This window comes from Ruminococcus sp. 8Y-12, from assembly GCF_058119865.1.
The window spans coordinates 2,186,606-2,207,856 of sequence record NZ_CM176623.1 but is presented as its reverse complement, the minus strand read 5'-3'; the positions used below and the strand labels follow the sequence as shown (position 1 = coordinate 2,207,856).

Annotated in this window: 18 protein-coding genes; 4 read left to right on the top strand and 14 right to left on the bottom strand. The window is 47.6% G+C overall.

The genetic code is table 11. From position 1 onward, the window contains the following. Positions 1-3 precede the first annotated feature (3 nt). From AC0THY_RS08110 to AC0THY_RS08080, 7 genes are all read right to left on the bottom strand, one after another. Entirely contained in the window at positions 4-1,176 is a 1,173-nt protein-coding gene (locus AC0THY_RS08110; protein WP_489993921.1) for a polysaccharide pyruvyl transferase family protein, read from the bottom strand. Between the two features lie 75 nt (positions 1,177-1,251). Then, positions 1,252-3,063: a glycosyltransferase family protein gene (locus tag AC0THY_RS08105; protein WP_489993920.1), complete on the bottom strand. Its 1,812-nt coding sequence runs from the start codon at positions 3,061-3,063 to the stop codon at positions 1,252-1,254. A 24-nt stretch (positions 3,064-3,087) separates the two neighbouring features. Then, positions 3,088-3,849, bottom strand: a complete 762-nt coding sequence (locus tag AC0THY_RS08100; RefSeq protein WP_489993919.1) for an ABC transporter ATP-binding protein — start codon at positions 3,847-3,849, stop codon at positions 3,088-3,090. Between the two features lie 13 nt (positions 3,850-3,862). Next, a complete protein-coding gene (locus tag AC0THY_RS08095) occupies positions 3,863-4,651 on the bottom strand; it encodes an ABC transporter permease (protein ID WP_489993918.1) in 789 nt (262 codons plus the stop codon). Beyond that, positions 4,648-5,655 carry a glycosyltransferase family 2 protein gene (locus AC0THY_RS08090; protein ID WP_489993917.1) on the bottom strand — a complete coding sequence of 336 codons (1,008 nt, stop codon included), beginning with the start codon at positions 5,653-5,655 and terminating at the stop codon, positions 4,648-4,650. Before AC0THY_RS08090 ends, AC0THY_RS08095 begins: the two co-directional genes overlap by 4 nt. Continuing rightward, a complete protein-coding gene (locus tag AC0THY_RS08085; protein ID WP_489993916.1) occupies positions 5,652-6,779 on the bottom strand; it encodes a glycosyltransferase in 1,128 nt (375 codons plus the stop codon). Before AC0THY_RS08085 ends, AC0THY_RS08090 begins: the two co-directional genes overlap by 4 nt. Then, on the bottom strand, positions 6,772-7,917 hold the full coding sequence (locus AC0THY_RS08080; RefSeq protein WP_489993915.1) for a glycosyltransferase family 2 protein: 1,146 nt from the start codon (positions 7,915-7,917) through the stop codon (positions 6,772-6,774). The genes AC0THY_RS08085 and AC0THY_RS08080 overlap by 8 nt, the downstream gene beginning before the upstream one ends. Before the next feature lie 193 nt (positions 7,918-8,110). Here AC0THY_RS08080 and AC0THY_RS08075 point away from each other — a divergent pair, with 193 nt between their 5' ends. Next, positions 8,111-9,412 carry a UDP-glucose dehydrogenase family protein gene (locus AC0THY_RS08075; protein WP_489993914.1) on the top strand — a complete coding sequence of 434 codons (1,302 nt, stop codon included), beginning with the start codon at positions 8,111-8,113 and terminating at the stop codon, positions 9,410-9,412. A gap of 70 nt (positions 9,413-9,482) precedes the next feature. Here AC0THY_RS08075 and AC0THY_RS08070 read toward each other — a convergent pair whose 3' ends face one another. The 7 genes from AC0THY_RS08070 to AC0THY_RS08040 all read right to left on the bottom strand — a co-directional run bounded on the left by AC0THY_RS08070 (position 9,483) and on the right by AC0THY_RS08040 (position 17,629). Then, a complete protein-coding gene (locus tag AC0THY_RS08070; protein WP_489993913.1) occupies positions 9,483-10,673 on the bottom strand; it encodes a glycosyltransferase family 2 protein in 1,191 nt (396 codons plus the stop codon). After that, on the bottom strand, positions 10,674-11,513 hold the full coding sequence (locus tag AC0THY_RS08065; protein WP_489993912.1) for a glycosyltransferase family 2 protein: 840 nt from the start codon (positions 11,511-11,513) through the stop codon (positions 10,674-10,676). It abuts the gene before it with no gap. After that, the gene (locus AC0THY_RS08060) at positions 11,447-12,853 is read right to left on the bottom strand and encodes an exopolysaccharide biosynthesis polyprenyl glycosylphosphotransferase (protein WP_489993911.1); all 1,407 of its coding nucleotides are present in this window, start codon (positions 12,851-12,853) and stop codon (positions 11,447-11,449) included. The genes AC0THY_RS08065 and AC0THY_RS08060 overlap by 67 nt, the downstream gene beginning before the upstream one ends. A 142-nt stretch (positions 12,854-12,995) precedes the next feature. Then, entirely contained in the window at positions 12,996-13,766 is a 771-nt protein-coding gene (locus AC0THY_RS08055) for a hypothetical protein (protein ID WP_489993910.1), read from the bottom strand. Positions 13,767-13,779: 13 nt separating this feature from the next. Further along, positions 13,780-14,817: a DUF6077 domain-containing protein gene (locus AC0THY_RS08050; protein WP_489993909.1), complete on the bottom strand. Its 1,038-nt coding sequence runs from the start codon at positions 14,815-14,817 to the stop codon at positions 13,780-13,782. A gap of 16 nt (positions 14,818-14,833) precedes the next feature. Further along, positions 14,834-15,700 carry a dTDP-4-dehydrorhamnose reductase gene (gene rfbD / locus AC0THY_RS08045; RefSeq protein ID WP_489993908.1) on the bottom strand — a complete coding sequence of 289 codons (867 nt, stop codon included), beginning with the start codon at positions 15,698-15,700 and terminating at the stop codon, positions 14,834-14,836. A gap of 12 nt (positions 15,701-15,712) precedes the next feature. Further along, positions 15,713-17,629, bottom strand: a complete 1,917-nt coding sequence (locus tag AC0THY_RS08040) for an N-acetylmuramoyl-L-alanine amidase (RefSeq protein WP_489993907.1) — start codon at positions 17,627-17,629, stop codon at positions 15,713-15,715. Between the two features lie 251 nt (positions 17,630-17,880). Here AC0THY_RS08040 and AC0THY_RS08035 point away from each other — a divergent pair, with 251 nt between their 5' ends. The 3 genes from AC0THY_RS08035 to AC0THY_RS08025 all read left to right on the top strand — a co-directional run bounded on the left by AC0THY_RS08035 (position 17,881) and on the right by AC0THY_RS08025 (position 21,246). Continuing rightward, positions 17,881-19,563 carry a L,D-transpeptidase family protein gene (locus AC0THY_RS08035; RefSeq protein WP_489993906.1) on the top strand — a complete coding sequence of 561 codons (1,683 nt, stop codon included), beginning with the start codon at positions 17,881-17,883 and terminating at the stop codon, positions 19,561-19,563. A gap of 148 nt (positions 19,564-19,711) precedes the next feature. Beyond that, the gene (locus AC0THY_RS08030) at positions 19,712-20,569 is read left to right on the top strand and encodes an RNA polymerase sigma factor (RefSeq protein ID WP_489993905.1); all 858 of its coding nucleotides are present in this window, start codon (positions 19,712-19,714) and stop codon (positions 20,567-20,569) included. Next, positions 20,566-21,246, top strand: coding sequence for a DUF2461 domain-containing protein (locus AC0THY_RS08025; RefSeq protein ID WP_489993904.1), 681 nt, complete (start codon positions 20,566-20,568; stop codon positions 21,244-21,246). The genes AC0THY_RS08030 and AC0THY_RS08025 overlap by 4 nt, the downstream gene beginning before the upstream one ends. The last annotated feature ends 5 nt before the right edge of the window (positions 21,247-21,251 follow it).

Here is a 21,251-nt window from a genome sequence, read left to right as displayed (position 1 = left end):
CTTTCATTTTTTAAATAGTTTATGGTATATCCCCGCCGCGAAATCGTGCAAAGGCCTCTTTTCTTCCACATACTCATTGTTTTTTTCTTCCTGGACCGGAGCCTCCAGGGCTTCCTCCAGCCACTCCCTGGAGCGCTTCCGTTCCATCTCCAGTATGGCGTTTACCCTGGTGTAGTCCATGGTTTCCAGCAGGTACTGTCTCTTCTTAATCTCCAGAGGGTCTGTGATAAATCTCTTTTGAAGACCAAAAACCTCCGCCAGGGAGCGGAATCTGGACATTCCGCGCTTCTCATTAGGTATGCAGGTGAAGGGCTTTTGAAATAGAATCGCAAAGCTGGCTCCGTGACAGGAATCCGTAAAGAAATAACTGCAGTTCTTTACATAATATAACCAATCTTCCACCTGAAGATTCTCTGCCGCGTTGGGAAGTCCCAGCTTCTGTTTATTCTCTTCAAAATGCTGCAGATATCCGTCCATCAGGTTTATGATGGGCATTTCCAGTTTTTCGGAAATATAAAGCAGCGCCTCTTTCTTCTCCGGTGTGATATCCAGCAGATAGGATGCGATAAACTCCCCCTCCTCCAGAGGGCTTTGTTTTGCAGAGGATTTATCGATCAGCTCATCGTAAATGTTTGGATTGGCAATAAATACAGGGTCCAGGACTCTGGTAGCCAAAAGGCCGAAGGTGTGGTTTACTATACCCACCCCATCCTCCTCCCGGACGGAGATATAATCAAACTTTTTCAGATGGCCTTTTGCAATCTCCGTCTCATTCTCGGGCGCAAAAAAGCCGTCATGGCCAAAGGAGGCGGCATAGGACATGCGCTTCTTACCATCCGCCACAAAATTTAAAAAGAACGCTCCCTGATACGGCTTGCAGATCCCAAAGTTCCATACCTGATCAGACCCCATCACAAAGCAGTCCGCATAGTCGTTTAACTTGCGCATCTCCTGAAACCCAAAAACCGGACTGATGGCTTCAAAGTTCTCCTTCGCAAACCTTCTTCCATGGGTGTGGTAAACCGGATGGTCCGGCGGAAACCCCGGCCGGTCAATCATAATCACCGAATAGCCCATGTCCTTGATTGCCCGGTACAGAGAATAATACGTCATGAGGCTGCCGTAATTACAGCTCCACCACAGGCCAAATATGGCTACGTCTCTTTTTTCGTCCATCTCTTCCTCCCAGCTCTAAATCGGCAACTGTTTCGTGCCTTCACAGTTACATGCAAACGCTCATTTCCTCCCATCCTACATCTCCAGATACTTCCTCCAGAATTCCATATTGGTCATCTCTCTGTATCTGTCCCGGTAGGATTGTTTTGCCTTCTCATAGTTCTTATCAATGACTTTCATTGTCTTAAATACTTTTTTGTAACAAGCAATCATCTGTCTGATGCTTCTCTTGTTTGAGACACAGTTTCCGCCTGCATCCACAAAAATCGCCTCTGAACAGCGGTACATCTTATAGATATTGTTATAAGGGGAGGTGACCATCACCTTGCTCTTCTTGACCGGAAAGATATGCCCGTTCAAGGTCATCATGTGAAGTACCTTTTTCCACTTTGGAATAATATCTGACTTGTCAGGTGTGATCAGATCCTCCCAGTCAAAATCTTTCTCTGTGATGCCCTTATATCCAATGTATTTTTTTTTAGGCTGCGCTTTATAATTCATGGCGCAGATCTCTTTATGCAGGGATTCTGCCTCTTGGTTCAAAAACCAGTCAATCCCTTTGCAGAAATCCTCTGCACCTCTCAGGTTCATTTCCGTATATTTATAGCGATAGCGCGCAATGCTGCTGCTGGCCCATTTAAACAGGATACGCTTGAAATCCTTAGCGCTGTAATCCGGATAATGAATGGAATTGACAATTGCCAGATTTCGTATATCATAGTACTCCAGTGGGCCGGAAACCTTATTCTCAAATGCCTCATGCCACACACAAACGCCATTCAGATAGATAAACCCTTTTCCCGTGCGCAGCCCGTACTCAACATCATCCCTGTGGATGAAGATGGGCAGGGGCAGATTGTCTCTTCCGATCACGGAGAGGGGGATACATGCATACCACCATCCGGCATAGTCCACTCTCTCCTGCTCCTCCTCGTTCAGAAGGAGATTGATAGGCTCACGCATGTCCACCTTGTGCCTCAGCGCATTGATATAACCCTCGTTCCACTGAGCGCCGCGCTCATACTGGCTCCAGGTCTTGTCCAACTGCATGATGGCTCCCGCAAAGGTGTAATCCTTGTACTCTTCTTTCAAAACCGTGAGAAAGGTGTAATTGGTTTCCAGGCAGGCCGGTTCAATCATGGCATCATCATCCATCAGCAGCACATGGCTGATGTCCTGCTGCTTTGACCGGTTCAGCGCTTCTATAATCCCCCTGGTAAAGCCGCCGACACCTCCCACATTCCGATTTGGAGTGATCTTCACAAAATCACCATCCGCTGCGGAAGAATCCAGCGTCTTTGCGTTATCCGAGATATGGACATAGAGATGATGGCAGAGGGGCGATTCCGGATTTTCCAAAATATCCCTCTGCAGAAGCTCCAGATTCCGGTACACATACTCCTCTCTTCGGAAGGTACAGATATCCACCATAAAATTAATCTTCATATTCGTTGGCATTAAATTTTCCGACAGATATTTGCCCCCGTGAAGTACGCTGTCCTCCGCCAAAGCCTGGCATCGGAAAAAGAACATCCCCTGTTCCCTGTTTTTCCCGAAATCAAAGATAAAGGTCTCTGGTTCCTGGCTGGTCACTTCCGTGCTGCTGATTACCTCTGTTTTAATCTTATCTTGTTCCAAATACTGGTACACCAATTCAATGCTGAAAGTCCCCTCTGTCACAAGCGCTGCCTGCACCCTCTCAACATGTGTATACTTTGCCCATTTTCCGGTGGAAAAGCTGTTAAAATACGTATCAAAATCCACTCTCCCATCCAGCCCAAACCTGATGCTTCCATCCGGCTGAATTTGCGTCTTATCATCCCTGCGGTAATACAATTTCTCATCCGCCTGCAGCACAGACGGCATTAACAATCGCTTTAAGTCCATATCTTCTCCTGTTTTCTCTTTTCTCTACAGAGCTGCATTCTCCAACTGCGCATATGCATCACAGACTTCCTTCACATCCCCGCTCATCATCACATTGCCTTTGTCCAGCCAAAGGGCATTTGTGCACAGATCACGCACCTGTTCAATGTTGTGTGACACAAACAGCAGGGTGGTTCCTCCAGACAGCATCTCCTCCATCCTTCTGTTACATTTTTTACGGAAAAGGAAATCCCCCACAGCCAGCACTTCATCCACAATCAAAATCTCCGGCCTTACCATAGTTGCAACAGAAAATCCCAGCCTGGCCTTCATGCCCGAGGAATAGTTCTTTATAGGAGAATCCAGAAATTCCCTGATGCCAGCAAACTCCACAATCTCCTCAAAATGCTCTTCCATAAACTTTGTCGAATGGCCCAGGACGGCGCCGTTCAGAAAGATATTTTCTCTGGCTGTGAGGTTTACATCAAACCCGGCACCCAGCTCGATCAAAGGGGCGATTCCGCCTTTTACAGTTATCGTTCCCTTATAAGGCTTCATAATGCCGCTGATAGCCTTCAGCAAAGTGGATTTCCCGGAGCCATTTGTTCCGATGAGTCCCCACGCCTCCCCCTTCTTCACTTTGAGGGATACATCCTTTAACGCTAAAAACTCCTGAAACATTAATTCACGCTTTATAAGACGGACAAAATACTCTTTCAGATTATCCACTTGCTCCGATGCCTTATTAAAGCGGATTGTCACATGATCCACATCAATTATATAATCGTTTTCTTTTCTATCATCCATTTTTTCACCATTATTAAATATATAGAATAAATTTATCCTGATTCTTTTTAAAGAGCAGAACGCCAACTGTAAAGGTTACGATCGCAATGATCCAGCCGCCCCAGAAAATACGCGGCCCCGGAAATTGTCCGATATAAACCATATCCCGAAACTGCGCTACATAATAGTAGAGGGGGTTAAACGCTTTGATTACAAACTCTATTTTATCCGGCAATGACTCGATCGGATAGAACAGCGGTGTCGCATACATCCATGCTGTAGTAAATGCCCTCCATATATGCTGCATGTCCCGGAAAAAGACATTGAGCTGCGCCAGGAAAAAGCCAAGTCCGCAGCAGAAAATATAGACCTGAATAATAACCAGCGGTACACACAGTATATAAGGAGTTACCGGCGCCTTGGTGAATACCATAACGATTACAAGAGCGCCCAGAGAGAATACAAAATCCATCATGGAGCTTGTGACCTTAGCCAAAGTAAAGATATATTTGGGCACATAGCATTTTTTAATAAGAGGTGCATTTCCTAAAATAGACCTCATAGCCGCATTCGTTGAACTGGTGGCAAATTCAAAGATCGTCCGGCCCGTCAGCAGGTAGACCGGAAAGTTTTCTATTTTGCGGTCAAACATTGTAGAAAACACCAGCGTCATGACAATCATAATAAGCAGCGGATTTAGGATACTCCAGATATAGCCCAGAAAGCTGCGCCGGTATTTTAGTTTCAGATCTCTGAGTACAAGCTGTTTGAGCAAATCTTGATACTGCTTAAATACATGTAATCTTTCTTTCCAGATATTCATTGTCTTAACCCTTCCTTTATCCGAAACGCCTTGTGCGCCAGATAATATGTTTTATAATCTGTTTTTCGCAGCAGCCATACGGCACGATTGCGGACTGCCTGATACACATTCGGAAAATTTGCATGCAGATTCCTGTCAAAATGCCTCATCTCTTTTGCAATCGCCGAACTGTACGGGAAGCTGAGAAAAATTTTAAACCGCGAGGCCACCATTCTTCCAATACTGTTCTCCAGGTAGACCAAACGATAGGTTTCTATCCCTTGCTTTTTCTGCTCCTGATAATAGTCCAGAAGCCGCCCCAGCACTTTGTCATAGTTTGCCGCATTTTTCTGCATACTCTTCATATTCATACTCTGTCCCGGAAGTCCAATCCGGTACATATATACAAACTCATCAATGCAGGTAACGGTATTGATAAAAGGGATCGGAAAAAGTACATACTCCATATCTACATAGAAACAGTGCTCATCAATCGCAGGAATCTTCTGTTTTAAGACAGAAGTTCGTATGGTCATGGCGTGCATTTTCATAAATGTGTCTGTGCTGATGTCCTCAAACCTGTATTCCCTGCCATAGACCACCCCTGCAAAGGGCTCCTTAAATTCCGGCTTTTTGGTCCCATCCCCATCCTTCACCCAATAATAATTAGAGAGAACCACATCTGAATTGGAGGTTCGCAGGGTCTCCATCAGCTTCACAAATGCCTGTCTGTCAACCCAGTCATCCCCGTCCACTACCTTAAAATAATCTCCGGACGCTTCCTGAATCCCCCTGTTTATGGTAGATCCATGTCCCCCGTTTTCCTTGTGGATGATACGGAAGGTATCCGGGTACTGTTCCTCATACCTCTGCGCGATCCGGACTGATCCGTCCTTTGACCCGTCATTTACGGCCAGCACCTCCAAATCCTCCATAATTTCCGGAATCACAAAGGATGAGAGGCACTGATCAATATACTTTTCTACATTATAGGTTGGCACAACCACGGTCAGTATTTTTTTCATTTTCTTTTCGCCTTTAATATCAGATCCTTCAAGGCGCAGGGAAGGTACATAACTGCACGCCCCACCTTAAAAGAGGTGGAATTTTCAATATTTTCCAGTTCCATGTTCAGCCTGTCTATCTCCCCGTCCTTTTCCAGCGTCAGCCTGTAAATTCGCTCCTCGTAGACATAAGCTTTCCAGTCCTTTAACAGAATTTGAATCAGCCTCCACTCATCCGGGGTAAAGACCTCCTCATACAATTCTCCCTGCTTGTCAGCCTGAATAAATTCTTTCTGGAACCGCTCCATATAGATGTCCTTATACTCTTCCCCCACCCGGTAAAAAGAAGCCACATAATTGTGATAGCGCTTAAAACTGTACACCCCTATATAACGCTTTTTAAACTCCGGATGCTCATTGAGAAAGTCCATAATGTATGCATACTCATCATTCATGCAGAAGACCTTCTCTTTATTGTGTACAGAGGAGTTGGGATTGTCCCGGCGGTTCATGTAAAATGGCCGTTCCACAAAGTACAGCCTCTTTGCATAGCAGAAGGTTTTAAACCAGAAGCCGTTGTCCTGAAAGGAAGCACCCGGCGTTTCATGGTGCCGAATGTGATGTTCCTCCAGGAAGCTTCTCTTATAGATTCCGCTCCATGTATTCATGATGGCTTTGAACACATTTGGCTCCTCGGCCGGGTCTATTACTCTGCTGTACAGTGAGGTATCTCCAGTCAGACAATTGTAGTTCTTCACCAGCTTACCATCTTCATCGTGCACAAAGCGGTAAAAATCCGCTTTGATAATGTCCAGATTGTTTTTTACCGCCAGATCGTACAGCTTTTCATACATATCCAGCTTTACATAATCATCCGGCTCCAATATTCCTATATATTCCCCTGTGCAGTTGTCCAGGCCCACATTCATCGCCTTTCCATAACCGCCGTTAGGTTTGTCTATAATTTTTACTCTCTGATCCGCGGCAGCATACGTCTGCAGAATCTCCAGAGAATGATCCGTGGACCCGTCATTCACGCAGATGAATTCCATATCTTCCAGCGTCTGATTGATCAGACTGGTCATACATTCATCCAGATACTGTGATACATTGTAGGTGGGGACTATCACCGATACTTTAGGCATGTCTATCTCCTTTGATAATCTTTTTTACTCCTCTCGGCACAGCGGTAACAAGACGCCCTGCCCGGAAAATGGTGGACTCCCTGACTTCCCTCAACTCTTCCTCCGTCATTCTCAACTTTTTCTCCAGCTCCCTGACAGACTGTTCCAGTCTTCGCTTTTCCCTGAGCAGCAACACTGCACAGGAATTGTCTTTCATCTGCAGCAGCCGGTCATAGAGTTCTGGCTGGGCGTACCATTCACGCGCATGCTTCGTAAATCCAAATCTTTGGTCACACTCTCCCACTATCAGGTCATAAACCTTTTCATAGGCTTCACCATCTATTGTGTCCAAATTCCAGAAACAAAAATGCAGTGCCCAGTCTAAAAAACCTTTTTCCGTCTCTTCATAAATCCCCATACGGAGCAATTCTTCCCTCAGAGCATTGGACGCTTCCAGAAAACACCCCCAGGATTTCTGTCTGGTTACAGACAAGGATCCCTTCACATGGATACGGTGATGGACCAGAAGTTCTTCCATGGCATATATTTTTTTTGCTTTTACAAAAGAGGAAAACACAAAGAGCAAGTCATTTGAGGTGCGAAGATTCTGGAACCGCAGTCTCTCCTGTTCTACAAATGCTCTCAGATACAGTTTGTCCCAGGCCCAACCCACTGCAAAGGTAAAAATCCGGTCTGGGATATCGTGAAATGAAAAAGGATTCTTCCCCGGCAATTGTGCGCTCTTAATGGAATAATTCATCTGTATATACTTCTCCAGAGTGTCATCATAGCGGTCTCCCCGGAAAATCACAATATCCGCCTGCTCGCGCTCCGCATTTTCAAAGGCAAGGCGCAGCATATCTCTCTCAAAAAAATCATCTGCATCCAAAAATGAAAGGTACTTTCCCCCAGCCAGGGTCATACCATAGTTCCTTGCCACAGCAGCCCCGGCATTGTCCTGATAAACCGCCCGGACGCGGGGGTCTGCCTTTTCATATTCCTTTAGTATCGCCAAGGTGCCGTCTGTGGAGCCGTCATCTACGCAGATAACCTCGATCTCCCGAAGGCTCTGGCCCAGAATATCATCCAGGCACTTTCTCAGATACCGCTCACCGTTGTACACCGGAAGCACTACGGAAACCTTAATCCTTTTTGCCATTTGCCTCTCCTGACTCTTCCATTTATAGACATACTGGTTTCGCGGTTTCTACCTACCGCTAAACAGTCTTCCAAATATTCTAACATAAAGCCAAATACTATGTCAAGAATCGCCCTGGCCTCTGCTTGAAATTCCCCGAATACTGTGCTATAATCTTACAGATTCTATATAAAAACAGATTGAGGTGTAAGGTATGAATATTGTAGTAGCGGGAACTGGTTACGTGGGCCTGGTCACCGGTGTGGCGCTGGCCAACGCGGGACATGCTGTGACATGTGTGGATATTGACCAGTCAAAAGTAGATGTTATGAATCAGGGGATTTCTCCCATATATGAACCAGGTCTGGACGAGCTTATGGTAAAAAATATGGAACGGCTTACCTTTACCACAGACTACGCATCCGCATATCAAAGCGCGGACGTGATCTTCATCGGTGTTGGTACCCCGGAAAAAAAAGACGGCTCTGCAAACCTCTCCTACGTTTTCCAGGTTGCGCAGCAGATCGCCGGGAATGTGGAGCATGACTGCGTGGTTGTGGTGAAGTCTACGGTTCCCATCGGTACCAACGATAAAGTGGAGAAGCTGATCCAGGAAAATCTCAAGCATAAAGTGTGGGTGGAGGTGGTCTCCAATCCGGAGTTTCTCTCCCAGGGCACAGCCGTTCCCGATACCCTGCACGCGGCGCGCATTGTCATCGGTGCGGAGTCGGATCGGGCTAAGATGATCATGAAGGAGGTTTACGCCAACTTCCACCAGCCCTTTGTCCTGACCAACCGCAGGAGCGCTGAGATGATTAAGTATGCCTCCAATGATTTCCTTGCACTCAAAATATCCTATATAAATGAAATTGCCAACCTATGTGAGCTTGTGGGGGCCAATATTGAGGATGTGGCCACAGGCATGGGTATGGACCCCCGCATAGGAAACAAATTCCTGCACGCCGGAATCGGCTACGGCGGCTCCTGCTTCCCCAAGGATACCAAGGCTCTGCACTGGATCTCCAACTACTATGAGAGAGAGCTCAAGACCGTAAAGGCCGCCATTGAGGTCAATGACACCCAGAAGACAAAACTCTTCAAAAAGTCTAAGAAATATTATGAAAGTCTGGAAGGATTGACTGTGGCTGTACTGGGGCTGACCTTTAAGCCAAACACCGATGATCTGAGGGAGGCGCCTTCCCTTGTCAATATACCGCTGTTCTTGGATGACGGAGCCACGGTTAAGGCCTGGGACCCGGTGGGAGTGGAAAACTATAAGCGACACTTCCCCTCCGAGCTGCAGTACTGTGACACGATTGAGGAAACACTCCGGGATGCGCATATCTGCTTTATCTTTACCGAATGGCCGGAGGTGAAAGCCTTAAAACCTGATACCTTTAAGGAACTCATGAAAAAAGCAATTGTCCTGGATGGACGTAACTGCTACGATCCCCATACTTTCGAGAAGTCAGGGGTTGTGTACAACTCCATCGGGCGTATGGAAGTGACAGAGTAAACGGACATGTCTGCTGCTGCAAATACCAGGATTGGACAGGCATTTAGCGAACGACAAAGGCGGAACAGCCTCATAGCTGTTCCGCCTTTGTCGTTCTATTTTTCAAATTTCTTATTAACTTGTATACCTTTTTGGGAAACTTGGGAACTTTCGCAATGAGTTCCAATGCCTGAATACCTGTCTGATACTCTCTGGACCAGTAAAGATCTTCCTTTTCCCTGTGGTCCTGTATTAGACAGCCATCCCTCTCCTGCTTAAGCTGGCGTATCCTCTCACGCAGATACGCCGGATAGTCCCCCTGGACAATAACCTGGTAGGTCTCAAACATTCTCCGGTTGTGGGGATAGAAGTATTCCTCCCCCTGCCCCTTGACAGACAGTTCCCGGAAGATCTCTGATTTCAGCCTGTCGTAAAGGCCTTCCTGCTGTTCATTGTTCTCCTGGGAGTTTAGGTTGGCTATACACCCGTCCAGCGCATGATTCACAAAGCTCTGCCTCACCTGATCAAAAACCCCTTTTTTCTTCAGATAGCGCTGGAGAGCCAGGAAGGCGTGGTAAAAATCCAGCGGTGTCTCCACATTTGTGGTCTGGCAGGTTCCGGTGACGCCCACACGGTAATTTACCAGTGCCTTTTTCACTACCGCAATCCGCCGCGCTTCCATCAGCGCCGTACAGGTAAAAAGCAGGTCGTTGGTCCGTTTGATTTCCTGGAAACGGAGCCCCCTCTCCTCCACAAACCCGCGGAGAAACATCTTATTCCAGGGCCAGTTGTGGAATGCGTTGAAAATATAGGACGCCATATCCTCCCAGGAAAACACCTCAGCCTGTGGGAGCATTTCTTCTCTCAATGCTGCCGGCTCCTCTGTGTAAAATCCCAGATCCTGATGGTAACACCGGGCTTTACAGACGCACAGATCTGCTTTTGTCTCCTCACATCTCAAGTACATCTGCTCCAGCATGTCAGGCTCAAAAAAATCGTCCGAATCCAAAAAAGTGAGATACTTACCCGAAGCCTGAGACATCCCCAGATTTCTGGCGGCTCCGCCTCCCTTATTTTCTTGTGTGAGCAGGCGGACTCTCCCATCCTCCCTGGCCATCTTCTCCACAAGGGCTGCTGATCCATCCGTGGAACCGTCATCCACACAGATGACCTCTATCTCCGTTAAACTCTGATTCAAAATACTGCCAAGACACTCTTCCAAATATGGTTCCGTATTGTAAACCGGAACAATCACGGATACTGCTGTTTCTTTCATATTCATTTACTCACTAACGCTCCCGTCCGATGTTTTCCCAGGCTTTAACGCCGCCCTGTATTTTTGCACTCCGTTCACTGCATATCGGCAGAAATACCATAGGGAGCGGATTCTCCCAAATCCCACATACCGGTATACCTTATAGGTCATACCCGCAGAGTGGATTTTACTTCCGGACTTTCCCTTGTCCGTAAGTCGGTATTTCAGCAAAGGTTCCTTTATGGCGCAGGCCCGGCCGTATTTTTTCAAGATCCTCAGCCACGTAATATAGTCCTCATGGCTGTCCTCATGGCACATGGGAAATTCCCTTGCCACCTCTGTCTTTAGCAGCACGGAGGAACAGTTGATCACATTGCCTCCCAGCAGTTGACGGTAGGTAATCTCTTCTCTCACCGGAATCACCCTGCCCGTCCGTTCCCCCTCAGGTGTCACCAGCTCTCTGGCTGTGGAACAGAGTACTGTCCCTGTCCTTTCCAACAGGGCAAGCTGCTTTTCCAGTTTGCCCTCCTCCCACCAGTCATCCGCGTCCAAAAAAGCCGTATAGACACCTTTTGCCTCTGCGACCCCTCTGTTTCTGGATGCAGCAGCACCCATATTTTTCTCATTTTTGAGGTAGCGAATGGCGGGATGATCCGCATATCCCGCCATTACTCTATCCAGCCCGTCCCCGGAACCGTCGTCCACCACAATCACCTCCAGCGGCACCTTCTGTGCAAGCGCGGAATCCAACGCTTTTTCAATGGTGTCCGCACAGTTGTAGGCTGGGATGATGACAGAGATCAGCGGTCCTTCCTGGCTTTTTTCTCTCTTTTTTCTTTCTCCTTTGTCGCTGCCGTAACCTGCCAATGTTCTACTCCTTCTGTATTTTCTTTCTGGAAAAGAATCTTAAAGGTTAAAAATAAAAGCTTTAAATCCAGCCAAAAGCTGTAGTTCTCTATATAAGTCAGATCCAGCTTAAGCTTATCATATGGAGTGGTGTTGTATTTTCCATAGACCTGGGCAAACCCGGTCAGTCCTGCCTTTACCTTCAGTCTGTAATCAAACTCCGGTATTTCTCTCTTGTATTCCTCTGCAATCTCCGGCCGCTCCGGTCTGGGTCCCACAAGCGACATATCCCCCTTCAAAATATTAAAAAGCTGGGGCAGTTCGTCAAAGTGGATGTTTCTCAGCACCTTCCCTATAGGGGTTACCCTGCTGTCCTTTTTCATGGCCAGCCTTGCTCCCTGAACCTCTGAATCCACCCGCATACTTCGGAACTTCAGCACGTAAAATATGCGGTTATTCTCCGTAAGCCTCTCCTGCTTGTAAAACACAGGTCCTCTGTCATAAGCCTTGATCAAAATAGCAATTATAATCATAAAAGGAGATGCTATGATCACACCCAGGAGTGAGGCCGCGATGTCAAACAGACGCTTTGCAATCCGCTGCTCTGCAGTGAGGCCTCTGTTTCGGAACAAAAGCAAGGTGGTGTCAAACAGGTGAATATTCTCCGCGCTTTGGATCATCACATCTGAAATTTTGGGAATACTGTAGCAGCGGATATCCCGCTCAAAACAGTATTTTAGAAACACGTTCCGGTCATGTGCCGGAATATCCCCAAGCACGATCGCCGGATACTGGTCAATCTTAGCCTTGATCGCCTCCACTCCCTTGCTTAGATGAATCGTCTCACAGATATTATATTTATCTTCCCTTGTGGAGATCTTACGGATCAGGTCCGCAGGGCTGTAATCCCCGTAGACCATGAGCATTCGCCTGGGCGGATAGATCTTTGTGTAAATCCAGCGCATAAACACTACCCAAAAAACCACGAGTACCAGGTTAAAGAGCGTCATCCGCAGGATAGGAACCACGTGTCTGCCAAACTTCCAATGTCCGATCAGCGCCAGCTGAAGGTAGGTGATCCCATTTACACAGATCACAGACAGAATCTGGGAGTACAGCACATCAAATACCCGCAAATAGCCAACCTTAAATCCCCCGTACAATTTATAAAAGAAGAAGAGCATCAGGGCATACTGTCCGATCACCACATAGTTTCCCCTTCTCCAGAACGCTTTGCCGATCACCCCTGCATCCGCGTAATAGGAAAACCAGATATAAGCAAACACGCCTGTCTGCGCTGCCAAAATAAAAGCGGAAGCACAAAACATGATTATCCTCTTGTATTTCTCTCTACGCTCCATCTCATCTACCTCAAATTTTCATTTTTGTGGTTCTTAGTCCAGTATATCTTACAACAGATTGTAAAAAAAGACAATATCAACTGTTCAGGGAAACAAAGGCAAAGGAAATAAAACGGTTCATATCCTTAGGTGCGGCATCTGCTCATGATACAGTGTCCCTGTATATATTATAGGTGTTCACAGTCCCCACATACTCATAGCCAAGGGAACGTATTTCCGCATCCTGCCCCTCATCTGTGGGATAAATTAAAAAGTTGCACTCCAGCTTTCTGGCATTTTTTGCGATGAGCCTGAAATTCGGTTCTTTGGCAAGCATCTGTTTTGCGATCTGCCGCCTCTTTTTACTGCTGCTCTCCGTCCTGCCGTATGCCAGCTCAATCCCTGCATCGTACTGCCGAATATAGCACACCAGCTCCGCCGGCGCCACCACCTTCAGTTCTCCGTCCTGGGGGGCATTTTGCCGGATAAGGTCACAGGTCCAGCACACCTCAGGAGGGATTTTAAACAGATTCCCGGCCTTTTGGTAAGGGGTATCTCCTCCGTAAACACATTTTCCGGACAAAATCAACAGCAGCGCCATTACAGCCAGGCTGGCACCCTTAGCCGTTCTGCTCTTCATTCTCCCCCAGATCCTGGTGCACACATAAGCGAGTATCACCGGGATCGGAAGCAGCCAGAGCATCCTCCAGTACACCAGTTCCCCAATGCAGAAATCCATGATAATTTTAGCCGTGACCGGAAACAGGTAAATGATGAAAAACACTCCTGTGTATCCCACAAAAAGCCGCCTGGACTCCCTCTCCCGGCTGGAATAAATCAGATAGAGGAGCGCAAGCAAAAAGAGCAGATACTGCCAGCTCTCTCCTATATACCATTGATATTTTTCCACAGCGGACTCCATTACTTTCAGCATAGTTCCCCTCCCCTCAGCGTATAAAAATATAAATACTGGCGCAGACCAGATTCGGCAGACAACACAGAGCCGCAATTCCTGTCTTTTTCCACTGTTTTTTGGAAAATGCCAGCACAATGGTCATAATGCCCAGCATGATGGGTGCCAGCATGATTCCCATTGAAGAGACCAGGCAGCAAGCTGTCATCACAGTTAAGAGAGCCAGCCACTCGGCTAATGAGGCTTCCTCTGTCAGCACCTGGAGGTTCAAATAAAACAAAAGCGGAAGGAGAAGGGCCGCCAGCACAGCCTTTCCCTGCCAGATGCGAATCAGCATAAAGGTTCCCTGTGTGTAAACCGAATAGTAAGAGAACACATGGATCAGGGACAAAAAGCACAGGAACATCCCTGTAGACCTGGTATCCCCCCGAAACAGCTTCTGCCCCAGCAGTGCATAGACCGCATAGGCCAGCGCCACAAAAAATACCGGCATAATGGTGTGTGCAACGATGGTGGGGTGCATCTGCACCGCTTCCCCATAAAAGGCCAGCATAATCGGAAATGGGGACAATACGTACCTGGAGGGCATTTCCTTTAGCAGATTGCCCGTATAGGCATTGTATCGGAACATGGTATCCGTCTCAATCGTGGTTCCGGCTGTGGCCACATAGAAGGCGTCATCCAAATCCGTGGCCATCCCCACCACATATATCCCCACCTGTATGCCAATCAGCACCAGGGCTAAAATACATGGCCAGGGCAGATGCTTTGCCCTGCGAAGCCTGTCAATCGTAGTCTGTCTCAAACGCTTTCTGTTTACTGCCAGGGAGAATATTGCAACTGCCAGCATAACCATCCCATAGGCATACTTTAAAATATGAAAGGGGAAACGCGCAAAAATCATGGGCAGAGCCATGATTTCAAACAATGCAAACATACCTCCATAGCCGCAAAGCAGGGCCAGCAGGAAACTATCTCTATTCTTTTTCATCCTTCCGGTAAACAGCAGCCCCACAAAGTAGGGGACTACTGCAAACCAAAGAAGAATTAAAACTGCTTTTAAAAAATACACAACGTACCTCGCTTTGCTATTTATCCAATGTTTTCATGTACTCTGCGATCGCCTCTTCCCATGGTGCAAACCGGAAATCAGAAGTGAGTTTAAACATATAATTCTCCAACACTGAGTAGGCAGGACGCGGAGCCGGGGCGGCGTACTCCTCTGTGGTGATTGCCTGCACCTTGGTGCCTTTTCCTGCCAACCGGAATATCTCTCTGGCAAAGTCGGCCCAACTGCACATTCCCTCACAGGTACCGTGAAACAGCCCATAATTCTCCGTAGGCACCAGGTAAGCAATCGACTTGGCCAGCTCTTTTGCACTGGTAGGCGTTCCGTACTGGTCTCCCACCACCTTTACGGTATCATTCGTCTCAGAGAGACGCAGCATGGTCTTCACAAAATTCTTTCCGTCTCCATACAGCCAGGCGGTCCGGACAATAAACCAGTCCTTTGCAAACTGCTGCACAAACTGTTCTCCCGCCAGCTTGGTGGCTCCGTACATTCCCTGGGGATTCACCTTGTCAAACTCTGTATAGGGGCTCTTGGCATCCCCGGCAAACACATAATCCGTGGAGACCTGAACCATCTTAGCCCCTGTCTCAGCGGCTGCAATGCTCAAATTTCTGGGACCGACAGCGTTGATCCGGTAGGCACTGTCCCCCTGGGTCTCACAGGCATCCACTGCGGTGTGAGCCGCGCAATTGATGATCGCATAGGGCTTTACCTCCCTCACTGTTTCCAGCACCTTGTCAATATCGGTGATGTCCATCTCCCGTACGCCAGACTGAAAAACATCCGTGTTCACCAGTTCCACTTCTGTGTTTCCTGCATAGAGCTCATTTAAGGCCCTCCCCAACTGTCCATTGCATCCTGTAATCAATAGCTTTTTCTTCATCTTCTACTCCTTTTAGCTTCTGCGGTTTGTGCAGACACCCTTTTCATTAAATTTGTATTTTTTCCCATTGATCTTCTTGGTCGTGTTCTTATAAGCGTAACCCACCTTGCTCAGATAGAACCACTTATTTTTATACTTCATCCACCGGCCCTTCACCATGGCCCCTGTATTGCGGTCAAAGTAGTACTTTTTTTTATTATAATTGACCCACCCCACTGCGCGTTTACCATCTCCGCGCAGGTAATACTTTTCTCTGCCCACCTTGACGATACCTGTCTGCATCTTGCCTGTGACACTGAAGTAATAGTAAGCCTTTCCGATTTTCCTCCACCCGATCAGGGCCGCTCCGGTCACCCGGTGGAAATAATACTTACTGCCCCTGTAGGTCTTAAATCCTGTGTACAGCACACCCTTGCTGTTGGCGTAGCGGTATCCCCCGTCGGAACCCAGGAAAAATCCTTTTTTCAGTACTCCCTTTGAGGTAAACCAGTATTTCTGTCTCCCTCTTGTAAGGAGTCCCTTCTGCATCACGCCGTCGCTTCCAAAGAAGTACTGCTTGCCCCCGATCTTGTGCCATCCGGTCATCCGATAGCCGCTTTTGTCAATATAATACTTTGAACTTCCCAGGGTCAGCCAGCCGGTGCCCACCCGGTCTCCGTTGGCATTCAAATAATACCATCTCTTGCCCTCTTTATTCCAACCGGACAGGTTTTTCTTTTTCAGACCATAGTAACTGGCAATGGCTTTGGCATCTGCCACACCCAGGGCTTTGATCTTCGAATTGCTTCCATAGTATCTCTTACAATCCTCCGGATTGCTCACAAACCCGTGCTCTACGATCATCCCCGGGAAACCGGCCAAAACACTTCGTCGGACAATTCCATAGTAGTCCGCAAGATTCCCATTGGGATAAGTATTACCTGTTTCCGATAATTTATAAACGAGTCCCCGATTTTGAAACCCAGCTTTCTCCAGCTCATTTAAAATTACTCTGGCAATATTAGCTGTCTCGGCTGCCTGGGATGCATCGTAATTTCCGGAGGAGACCATCACCTCAGCTCCGGTTGCCGTGGACTCATGCTGCGGGGTGGAGTTGATGTGCTGGCTGATCAACACAGTGGCTCCCTTGCCGGCTGCATAATTCACCCGCTCCTCCAGGGATAGGGTGGAATCTCCTGTCCGTGTGAGATAAACCTTCACACCCATGTATTTTTCCAATTCTTTTTTGGTGTACCTGGATATCTTTAATGTAATATCTTTTTCAATGTAATCCACACCATCCCATGAGCGAACAGCTCCGCTTTCATCTCCCCCGTGCCCGGGGTCCAGAACCACCACAATATCTCCACTGGCCCTGTTCAAACTCCCTGCAGTGACTGTCCCCGGATATACGCTCCCGGCCCCTCTCTTCACAGTTACCTCAGCCGCCTCCTGCTCGGCAAAACGCAGCGCGCTTTTAATATTCCCGGCATTTTCAGCCACCACATTCTCCACAACCTGGTCCGCGCTCTCCTGTGCAGTCACCTGCTCCACCTGGGTACTTCCGGCGTTTCTGAAATTTTGAATATCAAACGTATAAGTCCTGCCCCCGTATCCGATCCGCAGCTCCTTTAATCTCTCCCCGGACAGGTCTCTGTCCTGTGCCAGGAAAGCCACATACCCTTCCAGTATCTCCGTGGCGGCCATTCTCCCTGTATCGCCTGTCCTGTCTTCATAAGTCAGCTCCGCACCTGTGATCGACTGTCCTCCTGTCTGAAAGGAGGCAATAATCAGTTTCCCTCTCTCAATCCCCGCTTCCGACGAAGTGTCCGCATAAATAAATTCCAGAGCCGGAGCAGAAGCAGCCTCCGCTCTGACCGCAGACATCAGCCACGTAAATGCCAAAAAACACAGCATGATTGCCGTAAATCCCTTTTTTATACCCTTCATTTACCTGTTTCCCCTTATTCCTTTCTCTTTTTTTCAATAGTAAACATCGCGTTACAAAATACTCCATTTTCTATTATATAAGGAATATATTCCGGTGTCAACGAGGCATGCATTGTTTACTGTTCCCTTCATGATCTGCAACATGCTTTCTTAAATTTTCCTGAAATAGAATTCTTACGATTGAAATAGGAATTGATTTGTAGTAAATTATAGAGGTAAACATTGTTAATAGAATAAGTGAGGGGAAGCATATGAAGATCAAAAAATTGATTCCCGTATTCTGCCTGGCCCTTGGGCTGACTCTGACAGTGCCCATGACTGCCGGCGCAACAGGGAGTACGGAAAACACGCAGCAGGCAACCACCGGATGGTCCCAGGACAACACCTATTTTGTGAAGGAAGATGGGACAAAGGCCACCGGCATCTGCATCATTGACGGGACATATTACTATTTTGACAGCAATGGTACGCTGGTGAAGGGACAGCAGGGACCTGTCAATATTGGAAAGACACTCTATTTTGTTCAGACAAACGGAACCCTCCTCAGAAACGGCTGGGGTGTGGCAAACAATAAGAAATACTACGCCACGGATTCCGCAAAGCTATATGTGTACACCGCAGCCAGAATCGGAAGCCAGGGGATCTTCTGTTTTGATGAAAACGGCGCAGTGATGACCAACGGCCTGAAGACCATAGGCAACAATACATACCTGGTAGACTCACAGGGCCGGGCATACACAAACGCCAGACGATACAACGGAAAACAATACTTTTTTAGTGCCAACGGAACGATGCGCACAGGTCTGATAAAGTACAAATCTGGTTCCAAAAACTACCTCTATTACGCAGACCCCAAGACTGGTGCCTCGCGTACAGGCTGGTTTAAAGTAGGCGGAAAGACCTATTATGCCAATTCCAAAGGCCGTTTAAAGACAGGTTGGCAGAAATATAAAGGTAAAAGATACTACTTCAACCCCAAAACTGGCGCTATGCAGAGTGGTTGGATGAAGTCAGGCAGCAAATACTATTATTATACTACCAAGGGAAAGATGAAGACCGGGTGGTTTACCGTAAAGGACAAGACCTATTACGCACCCAAGTCGGGAAGCGGTAAGGGTGCACGTGTGACTGGATTCCAGTGGATCAGCGGCAAGCGTTACCTGTTTAACACCAGGGGCGTATTGATGAAGGGCTGGGTTACCAGAAGCGGCAATAAGTACTACGTCAGCTCCAAGGGTGTGGTATCTACCGGCTGGATGAAAATCAAAGGTAAGTGGTATTTCTTCCAGAATTCTGGGGCTATGCAGACAGGCTGGCTGGTGCACAACGGCCAATTCTACTATCTGGATCCCAAGACCGGCGCTATGGTCACCGGCAAAAAGAAGATTGACGGAAACTCTTATAAGTTCAACTCAAATGGGACCTACACCAACGGCAGCCTGAGCGGTTCCTGGACGATCAAGGTAAACAGGGCCGCCAATGTGGTGACGGTCTATAAGGGAACTACACCGGTAAAGGCCTTCCTATGCTCAACTGGTTTGAACAACGCAACACCTCTGGGGACTTTCCGTATTATGGATAAACTGTATACCCACACCTTAAACGGACCTACCTACGGATACTACTGCAGCCATATTACCAGTGATATTCTGTTCCATTCTATACCTGCACCCACCACCGCTCGTTCCGGTGTTCCGTCCTATAAGTTTAACATGTTGGGACAGCAGGCCTCTGAGGGATGTATTCGTCTGGCAATGGGTGATGCATACTGGCTGTACACCACTTGCCCTATTGGAACAACAGTAGTTGTCTATGACGACGCAAGAAATCCAGGACCTTTAGGAAAGCCTACGGCATTGAAGATGGCCACGAATCCCACTTATGCCTATGATCCCACAGATCCGGACAGAACAAGCCGCCGTTCACCCAAGTAATCAAAGAACAATCTAAAAGCAGTCACCGTCAGCGTGGCTGCTTTTTTCTTCCCCCTCATCCATCAAAAACCAATATCAGCAGATTTTTTATATTTAATTTGTCACACACCAGCCATTTTCTTGTCTAATTTATCAGGAGGTGTAAACTATGAATATTGAAGAAGAATTAAAACTCGTTAATCAGGCTGCCGCCGGGGACAAGGCAGCGCTGGAGACCATCCTGTGCAGTGTACAGGACATGGTATTTAACCTTTCTCTGAGAATGTTGGGGATGATTCCGGATGCGGAGGATGCCACCCAGGAAATCCTCATTAAGGTGATGACCCGGCTGGATTCGTTTCGGAGGGAGAGCAGATTTTCCACCTGGGTGTTCCGCATTGCAGTGAACCACTTGAAGAATTTTCGAAAGGGAATGTTTTCACAACGTCCTTTGAGCTTTGAGATCTATGGGGAAGATATCGCCTCTGGCAGGGAGGCTGATGTGCCGGATATGAGCGGAGGTGTGGACAAAGCTCTTTTAGAACAAGAGTTGAAGATGTCCTGCTCTAATGTTATGCTGCAGTGCCTGGATGCAGACAGCCGTGCAATCTACATACTGGGCACCATGTTCCAGCTGGACAGCCGCGCGGCTGCTGAGATTTTTGAAATCACCCCGCAAGCCTACCGTCAGAGACTATCCCGCATCCGGAAAAAAATGGGCAGCTTTCTTAGTGAATACTGCGGTCTTTCCGGAACCGGTATGTGTTCCTGCAAGCGAAGGGTCAACTACGCCATTGCGACCCACAGGCTTACCCCTTCCCATCTTGCATACCATACCATGGAGAAATGCGGGTATGAGGATATCACTGCCTGCACAAAGGCTATGGATGAACTGGATGAACTGTCTCAGATCTTTTCCAATTTTCCCGCATATAAGTCGCCCGGAAATATTGTGGGATGGCTTAAGGATATCCTAAAATCAGAAAGTTTCCGCACAGCCGTAAAGGGACAGGAGGTGTCCCTATGAGTATGAGCAGCGTGTTAAATTATCTGGCTTCGTTAGAGCAGAATAATACTCGGGAGTGGTTTCATGCTAACAAACAGGAGTATCAGGAGGCTTTTGGCGAATTTGAGCTGCTGGTGGGGAATCTGGTTATGGAGCTTCGCAAAACAAACCCTAAACTTCCTCTTGTAAACCCCAAAGAGCTCACCTTCAAGCTGCAGCGTGATACCCGCTTCAGCCATGATAAATCCCCATACAATCCGGCATTCCGCGCCCATATTGGAGAGCACGGAAAACTCCCCATACCGGTGGGCTGCTATCTCATGATCCGCCCGGGCGGGCGTTCCTTTTTGGGTGGCGGTCTGTTTGCAGATATGTTTAAGGATGCCACCTCGATGGTGCGCGATTTTATCTCAGCCAATGGGGATGAATGGGACCAGATCATAACAGCCCCACAATTTAAAGAATGCTTTACCGTGCAGGGAACAGCTCTAAAAAGAGTCCCCCAGGGATATGATCCAGATCATCCCCAGGCGGAATTTTTGAAATATAAGAGTTGGTTTATAGAATTTCCGGTCTCTGATGCGCTGATTGCCGATAAGCATTTTGTAAACTATGCGGCGGAAATCTTTTCGAAGATGGAAGCCTTTCACAACTATCTCAACAGAGCGCTTGCAGATTTTAAAATGCCGACGCGTTAGTTTCC

Bases quoted from the DNA above. Each gene is read 5' to 3' on its own strand.
- AC0THY_RS08110 (WP_489993921.1), bottom strand. From the start codon at position 1,176: ATGGACGAAAAAAGAGACGTAGCCATATTTGGCCTGTGGTGGAGCTGT.
- AC0THY_RS08105 (WP_489993920.1), bottom strand. From the start codon at position 3,063: ATGGACTTAAAGCGATTGTTAATGCCGTCTGTGCTGCAGGCGGATGAG.
- AC0THY_RS08100 (WP_489993919.1), bottom strand. From the start codon at position 3,849: ATGGATGATAGAAAAGAAAACGATTATATAATTGATGTGGATCATGTG.
- AC0THY_RS08095 (WP_489993918.1), bottom strand. From the start codon at position 4,651: ATGAATATCTGGAAAGAAAGATTACATGTATTTAAGCAGTATCAAGAT.
- AC0THY_RS08090 (WP_489993917.1), bottom strand. From the start codon at position 5,655: ATGAAAAAAATACTGACCGTGGTTGTGCCAACCTATAATGTAGAAAAG.
- AC0THY_RS08085 (WP_489993916.1), bottom strand. From the start codon at position 6,779: ATGCCTAAAGTATCGGTGATAGTCCCCACCTACAATGTATCACAGTAT.
- AC0THY_RS08080 (WP_489993915.1), bottom strand. From the start codon at position 7,917: ATGGCAAAAAGGATTAAGGTTTCCGTAGTGCTTCCGGTGTACAACGGT.
- AC0THY_RS08075 (WP_489993914.1), top strand. From the start codon at position 8,111: ATGAATATTGTAGTAGCGGGAACTGGTTACGTGGGCCTGGTCACCGGT.
- AC0THY_RS08070 (WP_489993913.1), bottom strand. From the start codon at position 10,673: ATGAATATGAAAGAAACAGCAGTATCCGTGATTGTTCCGGTTTACAAT.
- AC0THY_RS08060 (WP_489993911.1), bottom strand. From the start codon at position 12,853: ATGGAGCGTAGAGAGAAATACAAGAGGATAATCATGTTTTGTGCTTCC.
- AC0THY_RS08055 (WP_489993910.1), bottom strand. From the start codon at position 13,766: ATGCTGAAAGTAATGGAGTCCGCTGTGGAAAAATATCAATGGTATATA.
- rfbD (WP_489993908.1), bottom strand. From the start codon at position 15,700: ATGAAGAAAAAGCTATTGATTACAGGATGCAATGGACAGTTGGGGAGG.
- AC0THY_RS08040 (WP_489993907.1), bottom strand. From the start codon at position 17,629: ATGAAGGGTATAAAAAAGGGATTTACGGCAATCATGCTGTGTTTTTTG.
- AC0THY_RS08035 (WP_489993906.1), top strand. From the start codon at position 17,881: ATGAAGATCAAAAAATTGATTCCCGTATTCTGCCTGGCCCTTGGGCTG.
- AC0THY_RS08030 (WP_489993905.1), top strand. From the start codon at position 19,712: ATGAATATTGAAGAAGAATTAAAACTCGTTAATCAGGCTGCCGCCGGG.
- AC0THY_RS08025 (WP_489993904.1), top strand. From the start codon at position 20,566: ATGAGTATGAGCAGCGTGTTAAATTATCTGGCTTCGTTAGAGCAGAAT.